Origin of the sequence: Nonomuraea sp. CA-143628 (assembly GCF_050942315.1) — a bacterium.
Lineage (GTDB): Bacteria > Actinomycetota > Actinomycetes > Streptosporangiales > Streptosporangiaceae > Nonomuraea.
Map to the genome: position 1 here is coordinate 5,489,662 of NZ_CP192072.1, position 19,651 is coordinate 5,509,312.

Genomic DNA, 19,651 nt, shown 5'->3' on the forward strand with positions numbered 1-19,651 from the left:
ATGGGGTGGAAACGCCTGAGGGGATGAAGTGGTGCCCGGACTGTAAGGAGGTGAAGGGGGTCTCTGAGTTCGGGCTGAACAAGCGACTGAGCGATGGGCTTGCGCGGTACTGCAAGGGCTGCTTCCGTGTGCGGTCCACGCAGAGCTATCGCAAGCGTCGTGGCGAGCAGGGTAAGACTGTCCGCGAGGCGATCGAAGTGGCTCCAGGGCACAAGTACTGTCCGCGTTGTAAGGAGGCGAAAGCCTTTGCGGAGTTCGGGCGCAATCGTGCCAGCAATGATGGGCGGACCAATTATTGCAAGCCGTGTCACGCTCGGGTGATGCAGGAAAACAAGATCAAGAATCACGGGAGTGAGCGGAACTACCTGCTCAAACTCCGCTACGGCATCACCCAGGACGACTTCGAGCGCATGCTTGCCCAGCAGAATGGGCTATGCGCCATCTGTCAGGTGGTCCCCGGCACGTTCGTCGACCACTGCCACCAGAGCGGCCTGGTGCGGGGTGTTCTCTGTTTCAACTGCAACAACGGGCTGGGGCATTTCGGTGACAACACCGTGTTGCTCGAACTCGCCGCCCTCTATCTGGACGGGGAGATCCTCTGGCCCGAGTTCGTGATCCCGCCGCAGCGGCGTCCGGAGTCGGTGGCGCCGACGAGGACTTACCACCTGACCCAGCGTTACGGCATGCGGCATGAGGATGTCGAGCGCATGGTGGTCGATCAGTACGGGTTGTGCGTGGTCTGCTGGGACCGTTCGCCCGAGCATGTCGATCACTGTCACCGTACGGGCGATGTGCGCTACGCGCTCTGCTTGCCGTGCAACACCGGTATCGGCCAGTTCAGGGACGATCCGGGGGTGGCGTGGCGGGCGTTGGCCTACATCGAGGCGACGGTCGAGTGGCAGGACATCGAGGATGTGTCTGAGGAGGAGATCCAGGAGTTCATCCGCGCCGACGAGGAGATGCGGTCCGAGTTCTATGAGCGAGCGGTCCGGGTCTGATCCGGTGGGGCGTATTCGACGGCCACGCCGAGGAGGCGGACCGGCCGGTTGAGGTCGAAGCGGTCGAGCACGGTGAGGGCGGCGCGGGACAGCTCGGCCGCGTCGGTGGTGGGTGAGGGGAGCTTCGACTGGCGGGTGCGGGTGAGGAAGGGCGCGAATCGCACCTTCACCGAGACGCGGACGATCACTCGTCCCGCGGCGGTCGCGTCTGAGGCGACCCGTCGGGCCAGTGTGGCTATGTGGGTGGATATTTCGGTTCTGTCGGTGAGGTCGTGCGGGAAGGTGATCTCGCGGCTGTGGCCGCGGGCGACCCAGGGAGTGGTGACGACCTCGGCTTCGCCCTTGCCGAGGGCGAGATAGCGATACCAGGGGCCGTTGGTGGGGCCGAAGCGGCGGGCCAGGTCGGCGGGGTCGGTGGCGGCGAGCTGGGCGACCGTGTCGAGTCCCAGGTCGGCCAGCTTTTTGGCGATCTTGGCGCCGATGCCCCAGAGCGCGTCGGTGGGCCGGTCGTTCATGACCTCGGCCCAGTTGTCGCCGGTGAGACGGTAGATCCCGGCGGGTTTGGCGAACGCGGAGGCGAGTTTGGCCTGGTGCTTGTTGTCGCCGATGCCGACGGAGCAGGACAGGGCGGTTTCGGCCAGGACGGCCTGCTGGAGGGCGGTGGCCAGTGCCTCGGGGTCGTCGGTCCGGGCGCCGATGAACGCCTCGTCCCAGCCCCAGATCTCCACCAGGACGGGAAACCCGCGCAGCGTGGCCATGACGCGCTCGGACGCGGCCTCGTAGGCGGGCGGGTCGCTGGGCAGGAAGACGGCGTCGGGGCACCGTCTGAGCGCGGTGCGGAGCGGCATGCCGGAGTGGACGCCGTGTTCGCGGGCTTCGTAGGTGGCGGTGGCGGCGACGGTGCGCGGCTGGGTGGGGTCGCCGGAGCCGCCGACCACGACGGGTCTGCCGCGGAGCTCGGGGTGGCGCAGGATCTCGACGGCGGCGATGAACTGGTCGAGGTCGACGTGCAGGACCCAGTCCCTGGTGGACACGTCTCTCAGAGTAGGACGTGCGGGACCCGGACCATGGTGGACACCTCTGTCAGAGTAGGCGGTCGTCGCGGTAGAGGAGGGAGCGGCGGGGGAGTGGCCAGGCGGGGGTGCCGATGGGGGGTTCGTCGCCTTCGGGGACGACGGCCTGGATGAGGGTGTCGTCCGTCTCGAGGGTGACCAGGGTGCTGGTACGGAGGTTCTCCAGGACGGAGACGGGCGTCGGGGCGGGCTCGGAGCAGGAGTTCCAGGTATTCGAGACGACCTGGGGTCGGCGGGGGTCAGGCCGGTGAGGCGATGGTCGGTGAGCCCGAGGTAGATCGTCCAGAGGGCGGGGAAGACGAGGAAGACGCCGATGAGGACGACGGCGGGCAGGACGAACCCGGCCGCTCTCGCCCTGCGCAGCCCCGCCGTGTCAGTATTGATGGCGATCCTTCGGATCGCGGTTCAGACAGCGGCGCTCCCTCACCCGGTGACGTGGTCCGCGCCGCCCACCAGGCCCTCCAGTTTGGTCTGGTAGGCGGCGGCCGCCTCGTCGGCGGTCTTGCCGCTGACGATCGCCGCGGTGGCCTCCTGGAGGGCGACGGAGACCTGTGGGTAGACGGCGAGGCCGGGGCGGTAGGCGGTGATGGGCAGCACCTTGTCGGCGATGTACTTCAGCATCGGGTCGGCGGTGAGGACCTCGCTGTTGACGTCGCCGCGGGAGCTGATCCGGGCTTGTCCGGCCAGTTGCGCCTTGGTGGCCGCCGCGGAGTGCATGAAGGCGAGCAGTTCCCAGGCCAGCTTGGGGTTCTTGGAGAACGGGTTCAGCACTCGTATGGCGCCGCCCGACATGCTGGCGAAGTCCTGGCCGCGGATGGCGCCGCCGGGGTTCTTGGCGGGGATCTCGGCGTAGCCGACGGCCGAGTCGCGGTCGGCCATGGGGGCGACCCCGGCCTTCGGCTCGATGACGGAGCGCCAGAAGTAGTCGCTCTCGGCCAGGATGCCGATCTTGCCGGCGGCGAACTGGGCGAAGGACTTGTCGCGGCCCTTGGCCTCCTGCTGCAGTTTGGGGTCGCTGAGCCCGGAGGCGTAGAGCCGCTGGTAGAAGCCGAGGACGTCCTTCATGGCCCGGGTGGCGCCGGTCCACTTGCCGTCGGTGTAGATCTCGGACCCGGCGGCGGCGAGGAGGGGGAGTACGCCCTGCATGGTGGTGGCCTCGCCCATCGCGGTGCCGGCGTTGATCTGGATGGGGGTGGGCACGCCCGCGGTCTTCAGCCTGCCGCCGGCCATCAGGATGTCCTCCCAGCTCGTGGGCTGCCATGGGTCGGGCAGTCCGGCTTTCTTGAACAGGGTCTTGTTGTAGAACAGGACGCGGCCGTCGGTGCCCTGGGGCAGGCCGTACTTCTTGCCGTCGAAGACGCCGAGCCCCTGTACGGCCTGCGGGATCTGCGACCAGCCCTCCCAGGAGTCGACGGCGGGCCCGCCCACCTCGGCGAGCGGCTTGATGTAGCCGGCCTGGGCGAACTCGCCGACCCAGATGCCGTCGAGGTCGATGACGTCGGCTCCGGCCTTGGCCTTGAGGTCGAGCGCGATCTTGGTCTTGTACTGCTCGTCGTCGACGCCGCTGGGCCGGAAGAGCACCTTGACGTTGTGGTGGGTCTGCTCGAAGCCGGGGATCACCCATCGCTTGATCCAGTCGGCGGACTCGGAGTTCTTGCCGCCGGAGATGGAGTTGGCGGCGATGACGAGGGTGACGCCCTCCCCTCCGGAGGGCGCGCCGGTCCCGCAGGAGCAGAGGGCCACGATGGCGAGAGCCACGATCACCGCAGGTCGGCTGGGGAGTGGCATGTCGGCCTCCTGTTCAGGACGTGCAGACATACCGACAATCGCACGGCCTCTACTGGGCGTAAAGAAACGATCTGGTGACCGGTTCGCCGTGGGCTGATCGTGGGAAGTGCAGACAGCGACGCAACATGAGTAGGGTCCCCTTTAGGGACAGTGACGTTTGGGAGGGAGTCGCGTGGCATCGCACAGGGATCTGCCCGTCGGCTTGATGGACCAGCTTTTCCACAACACCGGAAGTTCCTCGTTCACCGAGTTCGTCGGTTCGCGCGCGCCAGGGCTGCTTCCGGTGCGTGGTGAGATTCTGGCCACGCCGATCGGCGACCAGGTTCCGCACGCGACCACGATCGTCGCCGCCACGTTCGCGGGGGGCGTGGTCATGGCGGGCGACCGGCGGGCGACGTCCGGCAACATCATTTCTCAGCGTGACGTGGAGAAGGTGTTCAGGACCGACGATTATTCGTGCATGGGCATCGCCGGCACGGCCAGCACGGGCATCGAGATGGCCAGGCTCTACCGGGTCGAGCTGGAGCACTACGAGAAGCTGGAGGGCCGCACGCTATCGGTCAACGGCAAGGCCAACCGGCTGGCCGCGATGATCCGCGGCAATCTCGGCATGGCGATGCAGGGGCTGGTGGTGGTGCCGCTGTTCGCCGCCTATGACGCGGAGCGCGACGGCGGGCGGATCTTCAGCTACGACGTGGCGGGCGGCCCCTACGAGCGTGACCGGTTCGACGCGATCGGTTCCGGTTCGATCTTCGCGCGGGGGGCGCTGAAGAAGCTCTACCGCGATGGGATGTCGGCGGACGACACGGTGACGGCGTTGATCCAGGCGCTGTACGACGCGGCGGACGACGATTCGGCCACCGGCGGGCCCGATGTGACGCGGAAGATCTGGCCGATCGTCTCGGTGATCGACGCCGACGGCTTCCGCCGGTTGTCGGACGACGAGGTGGCCGGTTACGTCGAGCAGATGCTCGAACTCCGCCTCATCTCCCCTGACGGCCCCATCGCCCCGCTGCGCTAGAAAGGACCCCATCCGTGTCCATGCCTTTTGGATATGCGTCCCCTGAGCAGATCATGCGGGACAAGGCCGACTACGCGCGCAAAGGCATCGCGCGGGGTCGCAGCGTCGTCGTGCTGCAGTACGAGGACGGCATTCTCTTCGTCGCGCCCAACCCGTCGCGGGCGCTGCACAAGGTCAGTGAGATCTACGACCGCATCGGGTTCGCGGCGGTGGGTCGTTACAACGAGTTCGAGGAGCTCCGGCTGGGCGGCATCCGCTACGCCGACATCAACGGCTACACCTACGACCGCTCCGATGTGACGGGTCGTGGGCTGGCCAACCTCTACGCCTCCAACCTGGGCCGCATCTTCACCGAGTCGATCAAGTCGCTCGAGGTGGAGGTCGTGGTGGCCGAGGTGGGTGACACGCCGGAGGGTGACGCGATCTACCGGTTGACGTTCGACGGGTCGGTCTTCGACGAGCACGGCTTCGCGGCGATGGGCGGTCAGGCGGAGGCGGTGGCGACGCGGCTGAAGGAGGGCTACCGGGAGGGCATGCCGCTGGCCGCCGCGCTGGAGGTGGCGCTGACGGCGCTCACGGAGCCCGGTGGGGAGCGCCCGCCGGTGGGGCAGCTGGAGGTGGCGGTGCTGGACCGCAACCGCGAGCACCGCAAGTTCCAGCGGCTCGCTGGGCCGCGCCTGGAGCGTCTCCTCGCCGCCACCCCGCCCGCTGCCACTCCGCCCGCCGCCGGCGGCTCTCCGCTCGAATCCGACGCCGGCTCCGACACCCCGCCTCCGACCGGTCCTGAGGGCGACGTCGACGACGGCTCGCCGCCGCTCTAGGCCCACCGCCTCCGGGAGTGCGCGATGAGCCGATGGCCAACGCTCCGGGAGTGCGCGGCCGGTTATGGTCAACGAGCCGTCCGCTGGCCAACGCTCCGGCGGTGCGTGGCTCGGGTGCTCTGATCTCGTCCTGCTCGGGCGGGCGATCTTCGCCCGCCCGAGCTTTTTGCCGTACAGGCCCGGCTGGACGGGGGGTCGCGGGCCGTCACGAGGCGGTCCGCGAGCCCCTGGGGGAGTGTGACCTGGTTCACACGTATTTGGGCGAACCGTCGAGCGGGAACGAGGATCTCAGAAGGCGTGAAGAACCCAATGCGTACCCTCCTCGCGGGCGCCGCCGCCGCGACCGTCGTCCTTACGGCCGCCACCGCCGCGAACGCCGCCACCACGGGCTTCCCGAAGTTCAAGGCGCCCAAGACCTTCGGCACGACCTTCCAGGCCGACCCGAAGCACGACTTCACCAAGCACATCTCCCCCCGCCACGACGGCATCCTGCGTGGCCAGATCACGCACCTCAGCGGCGACACCGCCGAGTACACGCCGGTCAAGTGGAAGAAGGGCACCGTGACGGAGGGGCAGTTCGTCACCCCGCCCCAGGGGCAGGTGATGGCCTACTCCTCGCGGATCGCCAAGAACGTGGTGTTCCTGTCGGCGTTCGGCTGCAAGGTGGCCGAAGGCGACCTCACGGTCGGCAAGAAGGACGCTCTCGGCAGCAAGCGCTGCTCGCGGTCGGTCCTGATCAAGCGGCACAAGAACAACGCCCACCCGTCGCTGATCACGGTCTACAAGGGCGAGATCGTCCAGGTCCAGGAGATCTACACCCCCTGACGCCCCAAGCGGCCGTACGAGCGGCGAATGACGCCGCCATGACCATCGGGTGGGGCCGCCTCGCGAGACGGACGAGAGCGCGTGAGGGAAACACGGGGAAGATCCCTCCCGCTTGACGATCCGTGGGCATAGTGTGAGGTGATGGATCGTCGCATCTTCGGGCTGGAGAACGAGTACGGCGTGACCTGCACGTTCAGGGGACAGCGCAGGCTGTCCCCCGACGAGGTCGCGCGCTACCTGTTCCGGCGGGTCGTGTCCTGGGGCCGATCGAGCAACGTCTTCCTCCGCAACGGCGCACGTCTTTACCTCGACGTGGGCAGCCATCCTGAATACGCAACACCCGAGTGTGACAACGTCATCGAACTCGTCACCCACGACAAGGCCGGCGAGCGCATCCTCGAGGGACTCCTCGTCGACGCCGAGAAGCGGCTGCGCGAAGAGGGCATCGCCGGTGACATCTACCTCTTCAAGAACAACACCGACTCCGCGGGAAACTCCTACGGCTGTCACGAGAACTATCTGGTCGGCAGGCATGGCGAGTTCGGCCGGCTGGCCGACGTGCTGATCCCGTTCCTGGTCACCCGGCAGATCATCTGCGGCGCGGGCAAGGTGCTGCAGACGCCGCGCGGCGCGGTCTACTGCGTGTCGCAGCGGGCCGAGCACATCTGGGAGGGCGTCTCCTCGGCGACGACCCGGTCCAGGCCGATCATCAACACGCGCGACGAGCCGCACGCCGACGCCGAGCGGTTCCGCCGCCTGCACGTCATCGTCGGCGACTCGAACATGAGCGAGGCCACCATGCTGCTCAAGGTCGGCGCCACCGACCTGGTGCTGCGCATGATCGAGGCGGGCACGGTGATGCGCGACCTGTCGCTGGAGAACCCGATCAGGGCCATCCGCGAGGTCTCGCACGACATGACCGGGCGGCGGCGGGTGCGGCTGGCCAACGGCCGTGAGGCGTCGAGCCTGGAGATCCAGCAGGAATACCTGTCGAAGGCCAAGGACTTCGTCGACCGGCGGGGCGGCGACCCGATCGCGCGCCGGGTGCTGGAGCTGTGGGAGCGGACGCTGCACGCGGTCGAGACCGGCAACCTCGACCTGGTGGCGCGCGAGATCGACTGGGTGACGAAATACCAGCTCATCGAGCGTTACCGCAAGAAGTACGACCTGCCGCTGTCGTCGCCGAGGGTGGCGCAGCTCGACCTGGCCTACCACGACGTGCACCGCAAGCGCGGCCTGTTCTACCTGCTGCAGAAGCGCGGCTCGGTGGAGCGGGTGGCGTCCGACCTGAAGATTTTCGAGGCCAAGTCGGTGCCGCCGCAGACGACCAGGGCGCGGTTGCGGGGTGAGTTCATCCGGAAGGCGCAGGAGAAGCGGCGCGACTTCACCGTCGACTGGGTGCATCTCAAGCTGAACGATCAGGCGCAGCGCACGGTGCTGTGCAAGGACCCGTTCCGCAGCGTCGACGAGCGGGTGGACAAGCTCATCGCCGGAATGTAGCGACTGGTTTACCACGGCCCTACTTCGTTGTCGGATAGGGTGACGCGAATCTGACGTCTTTCCGAGGGAAATCCATGCGCCGCGCTCTGGCCGCTCTGGCCGCCGTGCCTTTGATCTTCTTCGCCGCCGCGTGCGGCGGCTCCGACTCGGGTGCCAACGGAGCCGCCGCCAGCGCGAGCAGCGCTCCGGGTAAGGTGCAGGTCACCGGCAATGTGGGCGCCAAGCCCACGGTGACCTTCCCCGCCGGTTCGCCCGCCACCAAGTCCTCCTACGAGGTGCTGACCCCTGGCACGGGCCCGCAGGTGAAGAGCGGCGACAAGATCATCATCAACTTGACCGTCTACAACTGGGACGGCAAGCAGAACGCCTTCCAAGGCTCCTCCTACGACTCCAAGGCGCCGGAGACCATCGCGGTCGACCAGCAGCTGCCGCAGGTGCTGCAGGACGGCTTCTCCAAGGTCAAGCACGGCGGCCGGGTGCTGGCCGTGCTGGCCGCCGACGCCGCTCAGCAGCAGCAGGGCCAGCAGCCGCAGCCGACGAAGGTGTTCGTCGTGGACGTGGTCGGGGCGCCGCCCGAGGCGCTGAAGGCGGCCACCGGCAAGGAGGTCGGCGAGAGCATCAAGGGTGTCAAGGTCGTCAACCCGGGCGGTGACAAGGCGCCCGAGCTGACCACCAAGACCAAGGACAAGCCGTCCAAGGACCTCGTGGTCAAGACCGTGATCCAGGGCACCGGGGCGAAGGTCAAGCAGGGCCAGACCGTGGTCGCCCACTACACGGGCAAGATCTGGGGCACCGACAAGGTCTTCGACTCCAGCTGGACCAAGGGTGAGCCGGCCTCGTTCCCGCTCGCGAACGTGATCCAGGGCTGGCAGAAGGGCCTGGCCGGGGTTCCGGTCGGCAGCCGGGTCGTGATGAGCATCCCGCCGGACCTCGGTTACGGCAAGCAGGAGCAGAACGGCATCCCGGCCAACAGCACGCTGGTGTTCGTGGTGGACGTGCTGTCGGCTTACTGACGGGTGATCTGATAACGCGGTAGCATCTCCGGGCCCGGCGACGACACCGTCGCCGGGCCGCCCGCTCGGGAGGGGTCCGATGCGCCGCCGTACCGCCGTGCTGCTGTTACCGCTGGCCCTGCTGACGGCCTGCACCGGCACCGAGACGGGCGACCCCGAGCTGAAGGTGGGCGGCCGGTTCGGCGCCAAGCCCACGATCGTCTTCCCGGCCGGCAAGCCGGCGGCGGGACTGCAGGTGGACCAGCTCACCGAGGGAAAGGGCGCGCAGCTGGGCAAGGACGACGTGGCGATCGTCCAGTACACCGCGCATGTCTGGGACGGCGGGGAGAACCGGCTCGTCGACTCCAGCTTCAACCGCGGCGCCCCCGCCGCCTTCCCGGTCGGCCGGCTGATGCCCGGCCTGGACCTGGCGTTGCGGGGCCGCAAAGTGGGCAGCAGGGTGATCGCCGCCATCCCGCCGGCCGACGGCTTCGGCGCGAACCCGCCGCAGGGGGTCGGCTCGGGCGACGACCTGTTCTACGTGATCGACATCCTCGGCGCGCACCCGAAGAACGCCTCGGTCAAGGGGCGGGCCGGGTCGATGGCGGGCGTGCGGGTGAGCGGCGGCGCCCGGCCGGGGCTGTCGGTGCCCGCGACCGCGCCGCCCCGCCGGTTCGCCGCCAAGGTGCTGGCCAAGGGGACGGGCCGCCGTACGCGGGCGGGGCAACTGCTGGTCACCCAGTACGAGGGGGCCATCTGGGGGCAGCGGCGGATCTTCGACGCCACCTGGAGCACCGGGCAGCCGAAGGCGTTCACGATCGGCGACGGCAGTGTGATCAAGGGCTGGGACCGGGCGTTGGTGGGCGTCCCGGTCGGCAGCCGTGTGCTGATGATCGTCCCGCCCGCCTACGGGTACGGGCCCACGGGGCAGCCCGGCTTCGGCATCCGCGCCGCCGACACGCTGGTCTTCGTGGTGGACGTCCTGGCCGCCTACTGAGACGGCCTGGGAAGCGGGCGGCTCAGGGCGTCCAGACGTACGGCGTGGTCGTGGTCACCGTGTGGAAGCCCAGGCGTCCCAGGATCGGCCGGCTGTCGTCCGAGGCGTCCACCTGGAGATGGTCCACCCCGGCCGCCACGGCGAGCTGGGCGCGCCGGGCGACCAGCGCGCGGTAGATGCCGCGGCCCCGCCACTCCGGCAGCGTGGAGCCGCCCCAGAGCCCGGCGAAGCCGGTGCCGGGCATGTGCACCAGCCAGGCGGCCGAGACCACCCGGCCGTCCGCCTCGGCCACCAGTACGGCGATGCCGCCGGGATCGGTCGTGACCCGCTGGATGAGGTCCTCGCCCAGCCAGCTCCAGTCCTCGCCCCAGACGGCCGACTCCATGGCGGCGATGGCCCGCAGGTCGGCGTCGGCGGTCACCTGGCGGATGGTCACACCCGCGGTCAGGGGCGGCGCGTCCAGCATCTCCTTGGCGACGCCGACCAGCACCGTCTCCCGCTCCTCCGGCGTGAAGCCCGCGCGGACGAGCCGGTCCGGCAGGTCGGCGGGCAGGTCGTGGGCGCGGGTCTTCCACTCCACGGCCTCGCCGCGGGCGGCGAAGTGGTCGCGCTGGCGGGCGATGAGCGCGTCCAGCGGGGCGCCTTCGACGCCGAGCACGGGTGGGCCCTCGACGAAGCCGCGGAATCTGCCGGTGACGCGCAGCAGTGGGCCGTCCATTTCGTACACGAGCCCGTCGGCGGGGCGCTCGGGGACGCGCAGCCTGGTGCGGTCGTAGGCGGCGAGGAGGGGGGAGGGTTCGCTCACGGGAAAAGCCTAGGGGGTGCGGCCTCCGGCGGAGGATGGCGGTGCGGTCGCCGGTGGAGACGGCGGTGCGGTTCGCGGTGGAGAGGGGCGCCTAGACTCCCGCTGTGAGCGATGACGACCTCGAGGCCCTGGCGCTGCTGCACGATCCGGTGCGGCGCAGCCTGTACGAGGCCGTGGCGGGCAGCGGCGGGGATCTGGGCCGGGGGGAGGCGGCCGAGCTCACCGGGGTGTCCAGGACGCTGGCCGGGCACCACCTGGACAAGCTCGTCGACGCCGGGCTGCTGGAGAGCGCCTTCAGGCAGCAGGAGAAGAAGGGGCCAGGCAGTGGGCGGCCCGCGAAGGTCTACCGTAGGGCCGGGGGAGAGCGGTCGGTGAGTCTGCCGCCGCGTGACTACGTGGCGCTCGCCTCGGTGCTGGCCGAGGTCGTCGACTCCCTCGGCGCCGAGGAGGCGGCCGAGAAGGCGGCGCGCGCGGCCGGGGAGCGGCTGGGCCGGGGACGAAGTGAGCCCGTCGAGGCGGTGCTGCGCGAGCGTGGCTACGAGCCCTACGCCGACGGCGGCACGCTGCGGATGCGCAACTGCCCCTTCCACGTGCTGAGTCACGAGCAGCCGCTGCTCGTGTGCTCCATGAACCTGGCCCTGTGCCAGGGGGTGCTCGAAGGGCTCGGCGACGATCCCGGGCGGGCCCGGCTGGATCCGCGGCCGGGCGAGTGCTGCGTGGCGCTTTCTAAAACAAAAGAAGATTGACATAGAAGAGCGAAGGGTGGTGTGCTGGGCGTCATGCATCTAGCCGAGCTGAACATCGCCCACATGCGCGCCCCGATCGACAGCCCCGAGCTGGCCGAGTTCGTCGCCGCGCTGGAGCCCATCAACACCCTCGCCGACGGCTATCCCGGATTCGTGTGGCGGATGAAGGAGAGCGACGAGGATCCGACCGCGACCCTCACGCACGACTACGGCGACCACCTGCTGCTCAACTTCTCGGTGTGGGAGTCGCTCGACTCACTGTGGAACTACGTCTACCGCAGCGCCCATCTGGACGTGCTGCGCCGCCGCAGGGAGTGGTTCCTGCGGATGGCCGAGCCGTACATGGTGATGTGGTGGATCCCCGAGGGTCACATCCCGACCCTCGCCGAGGGCATGGCGCGCCTGGAACGCCTCAAGGCCGAGGGACCCAGCCCCGAGGCGTTCACGTACAAGGACTCCTACGACAGCAGCGAGGCCGCGCACCTGCCCGCCGCGGCCGAGGCCAGGAAGTAGGCCAGGTCCTCCTCCAGGGGCCGGCCCATCGTCGAGAGCCTGACCGGCGAGTCGCGCAGCGCCTCGTGCAGGCCGCCGACCGGCACGGGCACCAGCTCGTGCCGGACGGCCAGCAGCTCGGCCTGGTCCCTGACCCGCTCCCCGAACTCCCCGGGCAGCAGCGGCACCGCCACCCGCGCCGGAGCCAGCGCCACGCGGCCGTAGGCGGTGAGCGAGTGGTGCGAGACGCCGAGATGGCGCTCGCGCAGGTCGCCCTCGCTCACCCGCAGCGCCGCCACCGGGCGCCCGCGCAGCACCGCGGCGGCGTTGACCGCCTCGCCCGCCGAGACGCCCGAGAAGCCCCACCGCGTGCCCGTGCCGAGGTTGCCGGGCCCCTGCGTGACGATCGCCACGTCGGCCTCCAGCACGTGCCTGGCGGCCAGCAGGCCGGTATGGACGGTCACCGCCTCGACGTCGCCGCCGAACGCCTGTCCCACCGTCACCACCCCGGCCAGCCAGTCGATCTCCCGCAACTTCGCGCAGGCCATCGAGAACCAGGCGGGCAGCGCGCCGCCGTCCTGCATCACGTAGGCCACGCGTACGCCCGGGCGCGCCTCGTACAGGCCGCACAGGATCGGCGCCAGGGCCGAGTGCAGGTCGGCGACCACCACCGGCATGCCGTCGACCGAGTCGGCCTCGCGCAGGATCTCGTGGAAGGGCGAGTCCTGCTCGTCGGCGCCGAGCACGGTGGCCTGCAACGGGGTGTAGCGGGCCTTCACCAGGTGCCCGGGTCCCTGCGGATCTTCCGGTAAACGGTTCGGGACTGCCACCACCATGGCGTAACCTCCCGTACCGAGACCCATCGCGAGTGCCGTCGTGTTGAGCAGGACCTCGTCGCCGGGTTCCGGACGGCCCACCAGGAGCGGATAGGCCAGTGCCCGGTACGTCCCGCCGGGTTCGAGGCCCGGCTGGTGGTCCCCTCCGGAGACGGCGACGTCCAGTTCCATGGCTCCCGGCCACTCGCGCCGGATCCGCACGACCTCGCCCTTGCGCCATCTGATCACTCGGGCAGGGTAGCGTCGTTGAAGGAGGAGTGAGGCAGGATGTCGCGCCGCAAGACCGAGCGATTGCTGAACCTGGTGATCTGCCTGCTCGCCACCCGCCGCCCTTTGTCGGCCGAGCAGATCCGCCAGGCCGTCCCCGGCTATGACCGCGACGGCGACGAGGCGTTCCAGCGGATGTTCGAGCGCGACAAGAACGAGCTGCGCGAGATCGGCATCCCCATCGACGTGGTGCGCGACCCGTGGGAGGACGAGCCCGGCTACCGCATCGAGCGCCAGTCCTACGAGCTGCCGGAGATCACCCTGGAGGCCGATGAGGCCGCCGTGCTCGGCCTGGCCGCGCAGGTGTGGCAGCGCGCCAGCCTCGCCGAGGCCGCCTCCGGGGCGCTGCTCAAGCTGCGCGCGGGCGGCGTGGCCACCGACGAGACCATCGGGGCAGGGGCGCTGGAGCTGCGCCTCGACACCCGCGACCCGGCCTTCCCCGCGCTGTGGGACGCGGTGCGTGACCGGCGCCTGGTGCGCTTCGACTACCGCAGCGCCGGCAGCGAGAGCGTGCGCAGCCGCACGGTCGAGCCGTGGGGCGTGGTCAGCCGCCGGGGCCGCTGGTACCTCGCCGGGTTCGACCGCGGCCGCGACGCGCCGCGCGCCTTCCGGCTCAGCCGCATCACCGGGCAGGTCGCCACTGTCGGCCGGCCTGGCTCGGTCGAGGTGCCGCCCGGCGTCGACCTGCGGGCCATGGTCGGCTTCCCCGAGGAGCCGGTCGAGGGGCGCACGGCCGTCATCCGCGTACGGGAAGGCGCCTGCGAGGGGCTGCGGCAGCTGTCCACGGCCGTGCGCGCGGGCGGCGACGGGTGGGACGAGGTCGAGCTGGGCTTCACCGACCCCGAACGGCTGGCCGGCTGGATGGCCAGCCTGGGTGCCGACGTCGAGGTGGTCGGCCCGCCCGACGCCCGCGAGGCCGTCATCCGCCGACTGAAGGGAGCGCTGGCGTGAGTGGATCCGCCGACCGGCTGCCGAGACTGCTCGCGCTGGTGCCCTACCTGATGTCGCACCCGGGCGCGCAGCTCGGCGAGGTGGCCGAAGTGTTCGGGCTGAGCGAGAAGCAGCTCATCGACGACCTGCAGCTGGTGTGGATGTGCGGGCTGCCGGGGCACACGCCCGGCGACCTGATCGACGTGTCGTGGGACGGCGGCGAGATCCTCATCGACAACGCCGACACCATCGCCCGGCCGCTGCGGCTGGGCATCGACGAGGCCAGCGCGCTGCTGGTCGCGCTGCGCATCCTCGCCGCCATGCCGGAGCTGGCCGAGGTGCCCGGTGACGCGCTGCCCCGGGTGGTCGCCAAGCTGGAGCGGGCCGCCGGGGAGGGCGCGGCGGCCGTCAGCAGCCAGGTCGCGGTCGACGTCGACGCCACCCCCGACGCGCTGCTGCGCGTGCGCGAGGGGCTGACCAGGCGGCGCCGCCTGTCGCTGCGCTACTACGTGCCGGGCCGCGACGAGGTGACGCCGCGCGAGGTCGACCCCATGCGGCTGGTCGTCGTCGACGGCCGTACCTACCTGGAGTGCTGGTGCTACCGGGCCGAGGCGATGCGGCTGTTCCGGCTGGACCGGATGCTCGGCGTCGAGGTGCTCGAGGTGGCCGCCGACCCGCCCGCCGAGGCCGAGCCGATCGACGTGGCGCAGGGCGTGTTCCGGCCCTCGCCCACCGACGAGCTGGTCGAGCTGGAGGTGACCGCCGCCGGGCGCTGGGTGGCCGAGTACTACCCGTGCGAGGAGGTCACCGAGCTGGGGGAGGGGCGCCTGCGGGTGGCGCTGCGGGCCCGCGACGAGGACTGGCTGCTCAAGCTGGCGCTGCGCCTCGGCGACACCGGCAGAGTGCTCTCGCCGCCCGCGATGGCCGAGCGGGTGCGGGAAGAGGCCGAGCGGGCCCTGAGCCGCTACGCTCACCGGACATGACCTGGATCTTCGTGGCGGCCGGGCTCGGCGTCGCCGGGCTGGCCGCGCTTGGGGTCGCGGGTGTACGACTCCTGTCCGCCGCGCGTAGTCTGAGCAGTGAAGTCGCCGAGGCGCGGGCCCAGCTCGAGCCGCGGCGGGCCAGATTGAGGCACCGGGGGGATGAGACCAACCCTCCGGCAGCGTACGATCGTGGCTGAAACAGCAATCGCTCAAAAAGGACGTTTCATGGGTAACCTCGGACCTACTGAGCTTCTGATCATTGCCGGTGTGCTCGTCCTGCTGTTCGGCGCCAAGAAGCTGCCGGAGATGGCCAGGGGCCTCGGCAGGTCGATGCGCATCTTCAAGTCGGAGACGGCCAAGCTGCGCGAAGACGACTACGACGACCGGCCGGCCACGGTCGAGACGGCGACGCAGACGACCGCCCAGCCGCAGCCCGCGCCTCCGCAGCCCATCCACGCCGCGCCCGCGCTGTCGGTGGAGGAGCAGGCTCGCCAGTTGGAGGAGCAGGCCGCCAAGCTGCGTGCCAGCGCCGAGAAGAAAGCCTGACCCTGCCCCTCCTCGCACTCCTGGGACTGCTAGATGGCGCTGCTCAAGAAGTCGAGCGGAGAAGGTTCGGCCCGCGATCCCGAGGGCCGCATGCCGCTCATGGATCACCTGCGGGAGTTGCGTAACCGGCTGCTCATCGCGACGATCGCGGTGGTCGTCGGCATCGTCATCGGGTGGATCTTCTTCGACCCCGTGTGGGCGATCCTGAAGGCCCCCTACTGCGACACTTTCCAGTCGAAGCAGCTCACCGGCCATTGCAGCCTGACCTACAACGGCATCTTCCAGTCCTTCTTCATCACGCTGAAGGTGTCCGCGATGATCGGCCTGGTGCTGGCGTCGCCGGTCTGGCTCTACCAGATCTGGGCGTTCGTCACACCGGCGCTCTACCGCAACGAGAAGCGCCACACGGTGGTGTTCCTGGCCCTGGCGATCCCGCTGTTCGCCCTGGGCGCGGTGCTGGCCTACATCATCATGCACACCAGCCTCGGCTTCCTGCTGGGCTTCTCGCTCGACGACACCGTCGCCACCATCGCGATCGACGACTATCTCGACTACGTCCTGATCATGATCGCCATCTTCGGGGTGTCCTTCGAGCTGCCGCTCTTCCTGGTGTTCCTCAACGTCATCGGGGCGCTGTCGCACGCGACGGTGGCCAAGCACCGGCGCATGGTCATCTTCATCATGTTCGTGTTCGGCGCCGTGATCACACCGGGTGGCGATCCCTTCGCGATGATGGCCCTGGCCGCACCCATGATCGTGCTGTTCGCGGCGGCCGAGTTGTTCATGTACCTGCGCGAGCGGCGACTGCCCGCCGGCGAGAACTTCTCCCACCTGTCCGACGACGAGGCGTCACCACTGGAACAGCAGGATTCCGATGCGGACCGATAGGCGATAAATTCCGGGGCGTGGCCCCTCAACTCGTCCTGCTCGTCAACCCCGCCGCCCGAGGCGGCCGGACGGTGCGCCTGCTCGGACCCGTGGCCCGGCGCCTGCGCGCGGGCGGCGCCGAGGTGTCGGTGATCGTCGGTGACAGCGCGGCCGACGCGCTGGAGCGCGCCTGCGCCGCCGTGGCCGAGCGCCCCGACGCCCTGGTGGCCTTCGGCGGCGACGGCCTGGTCCATCTGGCCGTGCAGGCCGTCGCCGGGACGGACGTGCCGCTCGGCATCATCCCCGCGGGCACCGGCAACGACATCGCCACCGCCCTGGGCGTGCTGCGCAAGGACCCGATCGCGGCGGCCCGTACGGTGCTGCGCGGCCGCTCCCGCCTGGTCGACGCCGCCCGCGTCCGGGCGGGCCGGGCCGATGAGTTGTTCGCCGGGGTGGTGTGCTGCGGGTTCGACTCCCGGGTGAACGAGCGGGCCAACGGGCTCACCTGGCCGCCGGGGATGGCCAGATACCTGCTGGCCACCGTCCAGGAGCTGCGGCGCTTCCGGCCCATACCCTTCCGCGTCACCTTCGACGACGGCGAGCCGATCGAGCGGGAGGCCATGCTGGTCGCGGTGGGCAACACCTCCTCCTACGGCGCCGGGATGCGGGTCTGCCCCGACGCCCGGCCGGACGACGGGCTGCTCGACGTGATGATCCTGGAGGCGGTGTCGACGGCCGAGTTCGTCCGGGTCTTCCCGAGCGTCTACCGGGGCTCGCACGTCTCTCATCGGGCCGTGTCCGTCAGGCGGGTGCGGAGCGTCCGGCTGGAGGCGCCCGACGTGGTGGCCTACGCCGACGGGGAGCGGATCGGGCCGAGCCCCATCACGTGTGAGATCCAGCCGGGAGCGCTGCGGGTCATCACCTGAGATCTACAACGTAAAGGCGCGTGGGCCGTACCGGAGATCAGACCCCGACCCGTTGCGGGGCGGGCGGATCGGCGGGCAGCGCGGGGCTGGTCCTGAGGAACACGGCGAGCAGTACGGCGAGGGCCATCACGCCCGCCGCCGACAGGAACACCACGTGCACACCTGACAGCAACGCGTCCACCACCCGCTCCCGCGCCTCCGGCGGCATCGCCCTGGCCAGGCTCCCGGCCCGGGTTCCTGGCGGCAGGTGCGACTCGGTGGCCCGGTTCAGCACGATGCCGAAGACGGCCGCGCCCAGCGCCGAGCCGAGCACCTGGACGAAGCGGATCGACGTGGTGGCCACGCCGAGCTGGGAGCGTGGTGCCGAGTTCTGCACGAGCATGACGACGATGCCCAGCACCATGCCGAACCCGACGCCCATCACGAACAGGTCCAAGCGCAGCGTCCAGGCCGACGTGGCCGTCTCCAGGCGGCTCAGCAGCACCATCGCGGCCGTCACGCAGGCCATGCCCGCGACCAGGAACGGCTTGGTGTCGCGGCCGCGCCCGATGAGCACGCCGGAGATCGTGCCCGATATGACCATGCCGATCGCCATCGGGATGAGGTACAGCCCCGACTCGGTGGCTTTGACGCCCGCTACCACCTGCAGGTAGATGACCGTGTAGAAGATGCCGCCCGCCATGCCGAGGCCGGTCAGGAGCTGCAGCGGCAGGGCGATCCTGAGCGTCGGGTGGCGGAACATGGAGAAGGGCAGGATCGGCTCGGCCGCGGTGAGCTGGCGCCAGGCGAACGCGGCGAACAGCACCACGTCCAGGCAGGTGAGCGACAGGATCGTGGCCGAGTCCCAGGCGTAGGTCTTGCCGCCCCACTCGACGACCAGCAGCAGCAGGCAGGCCGCCGCCGCGATCAGCGCCGCTCCCGGATAGTCGATGCGGTGGCGCAGCCCGCCGTCGCCGAGCCTGATCGCGATGGCGGCCGAGATCAGGACGAACAGGCCGATGGGCAGGTTGAGATAGAAGATCCAGCGCCAGGTGGCGTGGTCGGTGAACACGCCGCCCAGCAGCGGGCCCGTCACCAGGCCGAGTCCGGCGATGAGGCCGCCCGCGCCGCCCGCCGAGGCCCGCTGCTGGGGTGGGGTGAGGTGAGCGGCGACGATCATGGTGACGCTCATCAGGCCGCCGCCGCCGAGTCCCTGCACCGCGCGGAAGGCGATCAGCTGCCCCATGTCCTGAGCCAGCGCGCACAGCGCGGACCCGGCCAGGAACAGGCCCACGGCGCCCAGATAGACGTGCTTGGCGCCGTAGACATCGCACAGCTTGCCGTACAGGGGCAGGGCGGCGGTGGCGGCCAGGGAGTAGGCGGTCACCAGCCAGGGCAGCCGCTCCAGACCGTGGACGGGGTCGAGGTCGCGGACGATCGACCAGGACGCGGTCGCGACGATGTTCTGGTCCAGCACGGCCAGGATGAGCGTGAGGAGCACGCCGACCATGGCGATCCGTTTCTGCGCTTGGGTCATATCTTTAGACTGGGTCAAAATTTAGACCTAGTCAACTCCGTTAGGATGGGCGCTGTGGAAGAGGGGTTGCGCGAGCGCAAGAAACGGGAGACCCGGCAGAAGATCCACAACGTCGCGATGGAGCTGTTCACCCAGCGTGGATTCGCCGAGGTGTCGGTCCTGGAGATCGCCGAGCGCGCCGGAGTCTCCAAGATGACCGTCTTCAACTACTTCCCCACGAAAGAGGACATCGTCCTCGACGTGATGGGGGAAGGCTTCAACGACATCGCCCAGATGGTGAGCGGCCGGCGGCCGGGTGAGTCGCTGGTCGAGGGGGCCCGCCGCGAGTTCCTGGAGCGGCTGGCCCGCCACGCCCCCGAGACCGGGCTCGACGACAGCCCGGCCTACACGGCACAGCTGCGGCTGTTCAGGAAGACGCCCTCGCTGGCGGCCAGGCTGCTGCTGTTCCACATCGCGGCCGAGGGGGCGATGACCGAGGCCATCGAGCGGGAGCGGCCCGGCGATCCGCGCGCGCCGTTCGCCGCCGGGCAGCTCTACGCGCTGCTGCGCACCCTGCAGGTGCAGAACAGCCGGCGCATCCACCTCGGGCAGAGCGCCGCGGAGGCATACCCCGACGCGGTGGCCGCGGCCACCGCCGGTTTCGACCTGCTGCGCGGGGGCCTGGGCGACTATCTGGCGGGCTAGCCGGGACGGACCGGAATAGCGATTTCGGTAGGGTGACG

At 69.9% G+C, this 19,651-nt stretch carries 21 protein-coding genes; 16 read left to right on the forward strand and 5 right to left on the reverse strand.

All coding sequences use genetic code 11. The features are described from left to right. Window positions 1-5 precede the first annotated feature (5 nt). Window positions 6-998, forward strand: coding sequence for an endonuclease domain-containing protein (locus ACQP2T_RS25120; protein ID WP_433518488.1), 993 nt, complete (start codon window positions 6-8; stop codon window positions 996-998). Here the strand turns inward: ACQP2T_RS25120 and ACQP2T_RS25125 are convergent. Then, a complete protein-coding gene (locus ACQP2T_RS25125; RefSeq protein ID WP_433518489.1) occupies window positions 974-2,032 on the reverse strand; it encodes a DNA polymerase IV in 1,059 nt (352 codons plus the stop codon). The genes ACQP2T_RS25120 and ACQP2T_RS25125 overlap by 25 nt on opposite strands. Before the next feature lie 462 nt (window positions 2,033-2,494). After that, window positions 2,495-3,859, reverse strand: a complete 1,365-nt coding sequence (locus tag ACQP2T_RS25130; RefSeq protein WP_433518490.1) for an extracellular solute-binding protein — start codon at window positions 3,857-3,859, stop codon at window positions 2,495-2,497. 172 nt (window positions 3,860-4,031) lie between these two features. Between ACQP2T_RS25130 and prcB the strand changes: the two genes are divergently transcribed. The 6 genes from prcB (at window position 4,032) to ACQP2T_RS25160 (ending at window position 10,015) form a co-directional block, all read left to right on the forward strand. Continuing rightward, window positions 4,032-4,880, forward strand: coding sequence for a proteasome subunit beta (prcB, locus tag ACQP2T_RS25135; RefSeq protein WP_433518491.1), 849 nt, complete (start codon window positions 4,032-4,034; stop codon window positions 4,878-4,880). A 20-nt stretch (window positions 4,881-4,900) separates the two neighbouring features. Further along, on the forward strand, window positions 4,901-5,701 hold the full coding sequence (prcA, locus tag ACQP2T_RS25140) for a proteasome subunit alpha (protein WP_433519828.1): 801 nt from the start codon (window positions 4,901-4,903) through the stop codon (window positions 5,699-5,701). Between the two features lie 309 nt (window positions 5,702-6,010). Next, window positions 6,011-6,526, forward strand: a complete 516-nt coding sequence (locus tag ACQP2T_RS25145; RefSeq protein WP_433518492.1) for a hypothetical protein — start codon at window positions 6,011-6,013, stop codon at window positions 6,524-6,526. A 141-nt stretch (window positions 6,527-6,667) separates the two neighbouring features. Continuing rightward, window positions 6,668-8,026, forward strand: a complete 1,359-nt coding sequence (gene pafA / locus ACQP2T_RS25150; protein ID WP_357649547.1) for a Pup--protein ligase — start codon at window positions 6,668-6,670, stop codon at window positions 8,024-8,026. Between the two features lie 74 nt (window positions 8,027-8,100). Then, complete coding sequence (locus ACQP2T_RS25155) at window positions 8,101-9,039, forward strand: FKBP-type peptidyl-prolyl cis-trans isomerase (RefSeq protein ID WP_433518493.1); 939 nt, start codon at window positions 8,101-8,103, stop codon at window positions 9,037-9,039. A 79-nt stretch (window positions 9,040-9,118) separates the two neighbouring features. Beyond that, on the forward strand, window positions 9,119-10,015 hold the full coding sequence (locus ACQP2T_RS25160; RefSeq protein WP_433518494.1) for an FKBP-type peptidyl-prolyl cis-trans isomerase: 897 nt from the start codon (window positions 9,119-9,121) through the stop codon (window positions 10,013-10,015). 22 nt (window positions 10,016-10,037) lie between these two features. Here the strand turns inward: ACQP2T_RS25160 and ACQP2T_RS25165 are convergent, their stop codons facing one another. Then, window positions 10,038-10,820: a GNAT family N-acetyltransferase gene (locus ACQP2T_RS25165; RefSeq protein WP_433518495.1), complete on the reverse strand. Its 783-nt coding sequence runs from the start codon at window positions 10,818-10,820 to the stop codon at window positions 10,038-10,040. A gap of 104 nt (window positions 10,821-10,924) precedes the next feature. Here ACQP2T_RS25165 and ACQP2T_RS25170 point away from each other — a divergent pair, with 104 nt between their 5' ends. Both ACQP2T_RS25170 and ACQP2T_RS25175 read left to right on the forward strand, forming a co-directional pair. After that, window positions 10,925-11,566 carry a helix-turn-helix transcriptional regulator gene (locus ACQP2T_RS25170; RefSeq protein WP_433518496.1) on the forward strand — a complete coding sequence of 214 codons (642 nt, stop codon included), beginning with the start codon at window positions 10,925-10,927 and terminating at the stop codon, window positions 11,564-11,566. Window positions 11,567-11,599: 33 nt separating this feature from the next. Beyond that, window positions 11,600-12,079, forward strand: coding sequence for a DUF3291 domain-containing protein (locus ACQP2T_RS25175; RefSeq protein WP_433518497.1), 480 nt, complete (start codon window positions 11,600-11,602; stop codon window positions 12,077-12,079). On the opposite strand, the gene ACQP2T_RS25180 is transcribed toward ACQP2T_RS25175, so the two are convergent. Beyond that, window positions 12,025-13,065 (reverse strand): DUF3866 family protein, encoded by a 1,041-nt coding sequence (locus tag ACQP2T_RS25180; protein WP_433519829.1) that lies wholly within the window; start codon window positions 13,063-13,065, stop codon window positions 12,025-12,027. The genes ACQP2T_RS25175 and ACQP2T_RS25180 overlap by 55 nt on opposite strands. Before the next feature lie 96 nt (window positions 13,066-13,161). Here ACQP2T_RS25180 and ACQP2T_RS25185 point away from each other — a divergent pair, with 96 nt between their 5' ends. Genes ACQP2T_RS25185 through ACQP2T_RS25210 form a run of 6 tightly spaced genes read left to right on the forward strand, consistent with a single transcriptional unit; the run spans window position 13,162 to window position 17,413 of the window. After that, window positions 13,162-14,112 (forward strand): helix-turn-helix transcriptional regulator, encoded by a 951-nt coding sequence (locus tag ACQP2T_RS25185; protein WP_433518498.1) that lies wholly within the window; start codon window positions 13,162-13,164, stop codon window positions 14,110-14,112. After that, on the forward strand, window positions 14,109-15,074 hold the full coding sequence (locus ACQP2T_RS25190; protein ID WP_433518499.1) for a helix-turn-helix transcriptional regulator: 966 nt from the start codon (window positions 14,109-14,111) through the stop codon (window positions 15,072-15,074). The genes ACQP2T_RS25185 and ACQP2T_RS25190 overlap by 4 nt, the downstream gene beginning before the upstream one ends. Next, a complete protein-coding gene (locus tag ACQP2T_RS25195) occupies window positions 15,071-15,271 on the forward strand; it encodes a hypothetical protein (RefSeq protein WP_433518500.1) in 201 nt (66 codons plus the stop codon). The genes ACQP2T_RS25190 and ACQP2T_RS25195 overlap by 4 nt, the downstream gene beginning before the upstream one ends. A gap of 28 nt (window positions 15,272-15,299) precedes the next feature. Then, window positions 15,300-15,620 (forward strand): Sec-independent protein translocase subunit TatA, encoded by a 321-nt coding sequence (gene tatA, locus ACQP2T_RS25200; RefSeq protein ID WP_433518501.1) that lies wholly within the window; start codon window positions 15,300-15,302, stop codon window positions 15,618-15,620. Between the two features lie 33 nt (window positions 15,621-15,653). Then, complete coding sequence (tatC, locus tag ACQP2T_RS25205) at window positions 15,654-16,508, forward strand: twin-arginine translocase subunit TatC (protein WP_433518502.1); 855 nt, start codon at window positions 15,654-15,656, stop codon at window positions 16,506-16,508. Window positions 16,509-16,525: 17 nt separating this feature from the next. Beyond that, window positions 16,526-17,413 (forward strand): diacylglycerol/lipid kinase family protein, encoded by an 888-nt coding sequence (locus tag ACQP2T_RS25210; RefSeq protein WP_433518503.1) that lies wholly within the window; start codon window positions 16,526-16,528, stop codon window positions 17,411-17,413. Window positions 17,414-17,450: 37 nt separating this feature from the next. On the opposite strand, the gene ACQP2T_RS25215 is transcribed toward ACQP2T_RS25210, so the two are convergent. Further along, window positions 17,451-18,929, reverse strand: coding sequence for an MDR family MFS transporter (locus tag ACQP2T_RS25215; RefSeq protein ID WP_433518504.1), 1,479 nt, complete (start codon window positions 18,927-18,929; stop codon window positions 17,451-17,453). Between the two features lie 54 nt (window positions 18,930-18,983). On the opposite strand from ACQP2T_RS25215, the gene ACQP2T_RS25220 reads away from it, so the two are divergent. Further along, window positions 18,984-19,613 carry a TetR/AcrR family transcriptional regulator gene (locus ACQP2T_RS25220; RefSeq protein ID WP_433518505.1) on the forward strand — a complete coding sequence of 210 codons (630 nt, stop codon included), beginning with the start codon at window positions 18,984-18,986 and terminating at the stop codon, window positions 19,611-19,613. The last annotated feature ends 38 nt before the right edge of the window (window positions 19,614-19,651 follow it).

What these genes read in the sequence shown, in the direction of transcription:
- ACQP2T_RS25145 (WP_433518492.1), top strand. Translation starts at nt 6,011, where the DNA reads ATGCGTACCCTCCTCGCGGGCGCCGCCGCCGCGACCGTCGTCCTTACG.
- ACQP2T_RS25160 (WP_433518494.1), top strand. Translation starts at nt 9,119, where the DNA reads ATGCGCCGCCGTACCGCCGTGCTGCTGTTACCGCTGGCCCTGCTGACG.
- pafA (WP_357649547.1), top strand. Translation starts at nt 6,668, where the DNA reads ATGGATCGTCGCATCTTCGGGCTGGAGAACGAGTACGGCGTGACCTGC.
- ACQP2T_RS25130 (WP_433518490.1), bottom strand. Translation starts at nt 3,859, where the DNA reads ATGCCACTCCCCAGCCGACCTGCGGTGATCGTGGCTCTCGCCATCGTG.
- ACQP2T_RS25195 (WP_433518500.1), top strand. Translation starts at nt 15,071, where the DNA reads ATGACCTGGATCTTCGTGGCGGCCGGGCTCGGCGTCGCCGGGCTGGCC.
- tatA (WP_433518501.1), top strand. Translation starts at nt 15,300, where the DNA reads ATGGGTAACCTCGGACCTACTGAGCTTCTGATCATTGCCGGTGTGCTC.
- ACQP2T_RS25185 (WP_433518498.1), top strand. Translation starts at nt 13,162, where the DNA reads ATGTCGCGCCGCAAGACCGAGCGATTGCTGAACCTGGTGATCTGCCTG.
- tatC (WP_433518502.1), top strand. Translation starts at nt 15,654, where the DNA reads ATGGCGCTGCTCAAGAAGTCGAGCGGAGAAGGTTCGGCCCGCGATCCC.
- ACQP2T_RS25155 (WP_433518493.1), top strand. Translation starts at nt 8,101, where the DNA reads ATGCGCCGCGCTCTGGCCGCTCTGGCCGCCGTGCCTTTGATCTTCTTC.
- prcA (WP_433519828.1), top strand. Translation starts at nt 4,901, where the DNA reads ATGCCTTTTGGATATGCGTCCCCTGAGCAGATCATGCGGGACAAGGCC.
- ACQP2T_RS25215 (WP_433518504.1), bottom strand. Translation starts at nt 18,929, where the DNA reads ATGACCCAAGCGCAGAAACGGATCGCCATGGTCGGCGTGCTCCTCACG.
- ACQP2T_RS25175 (WP_433518497.1), top strand. Translation starts at nt 11,600, where the DNA reads ATGCATCTAGCCGAGCTGAACATCGCCCACATGCGCGCCCCGATCGAC.
- ACQP2T_RS25180 (WP_433519829.1), bottom strand. Translation starts at nt 13,065, where the DNA reads ATGGAACTGGACGTCGCCGTCTCCGGAGGGGACCACCAGCCGGGCCTC.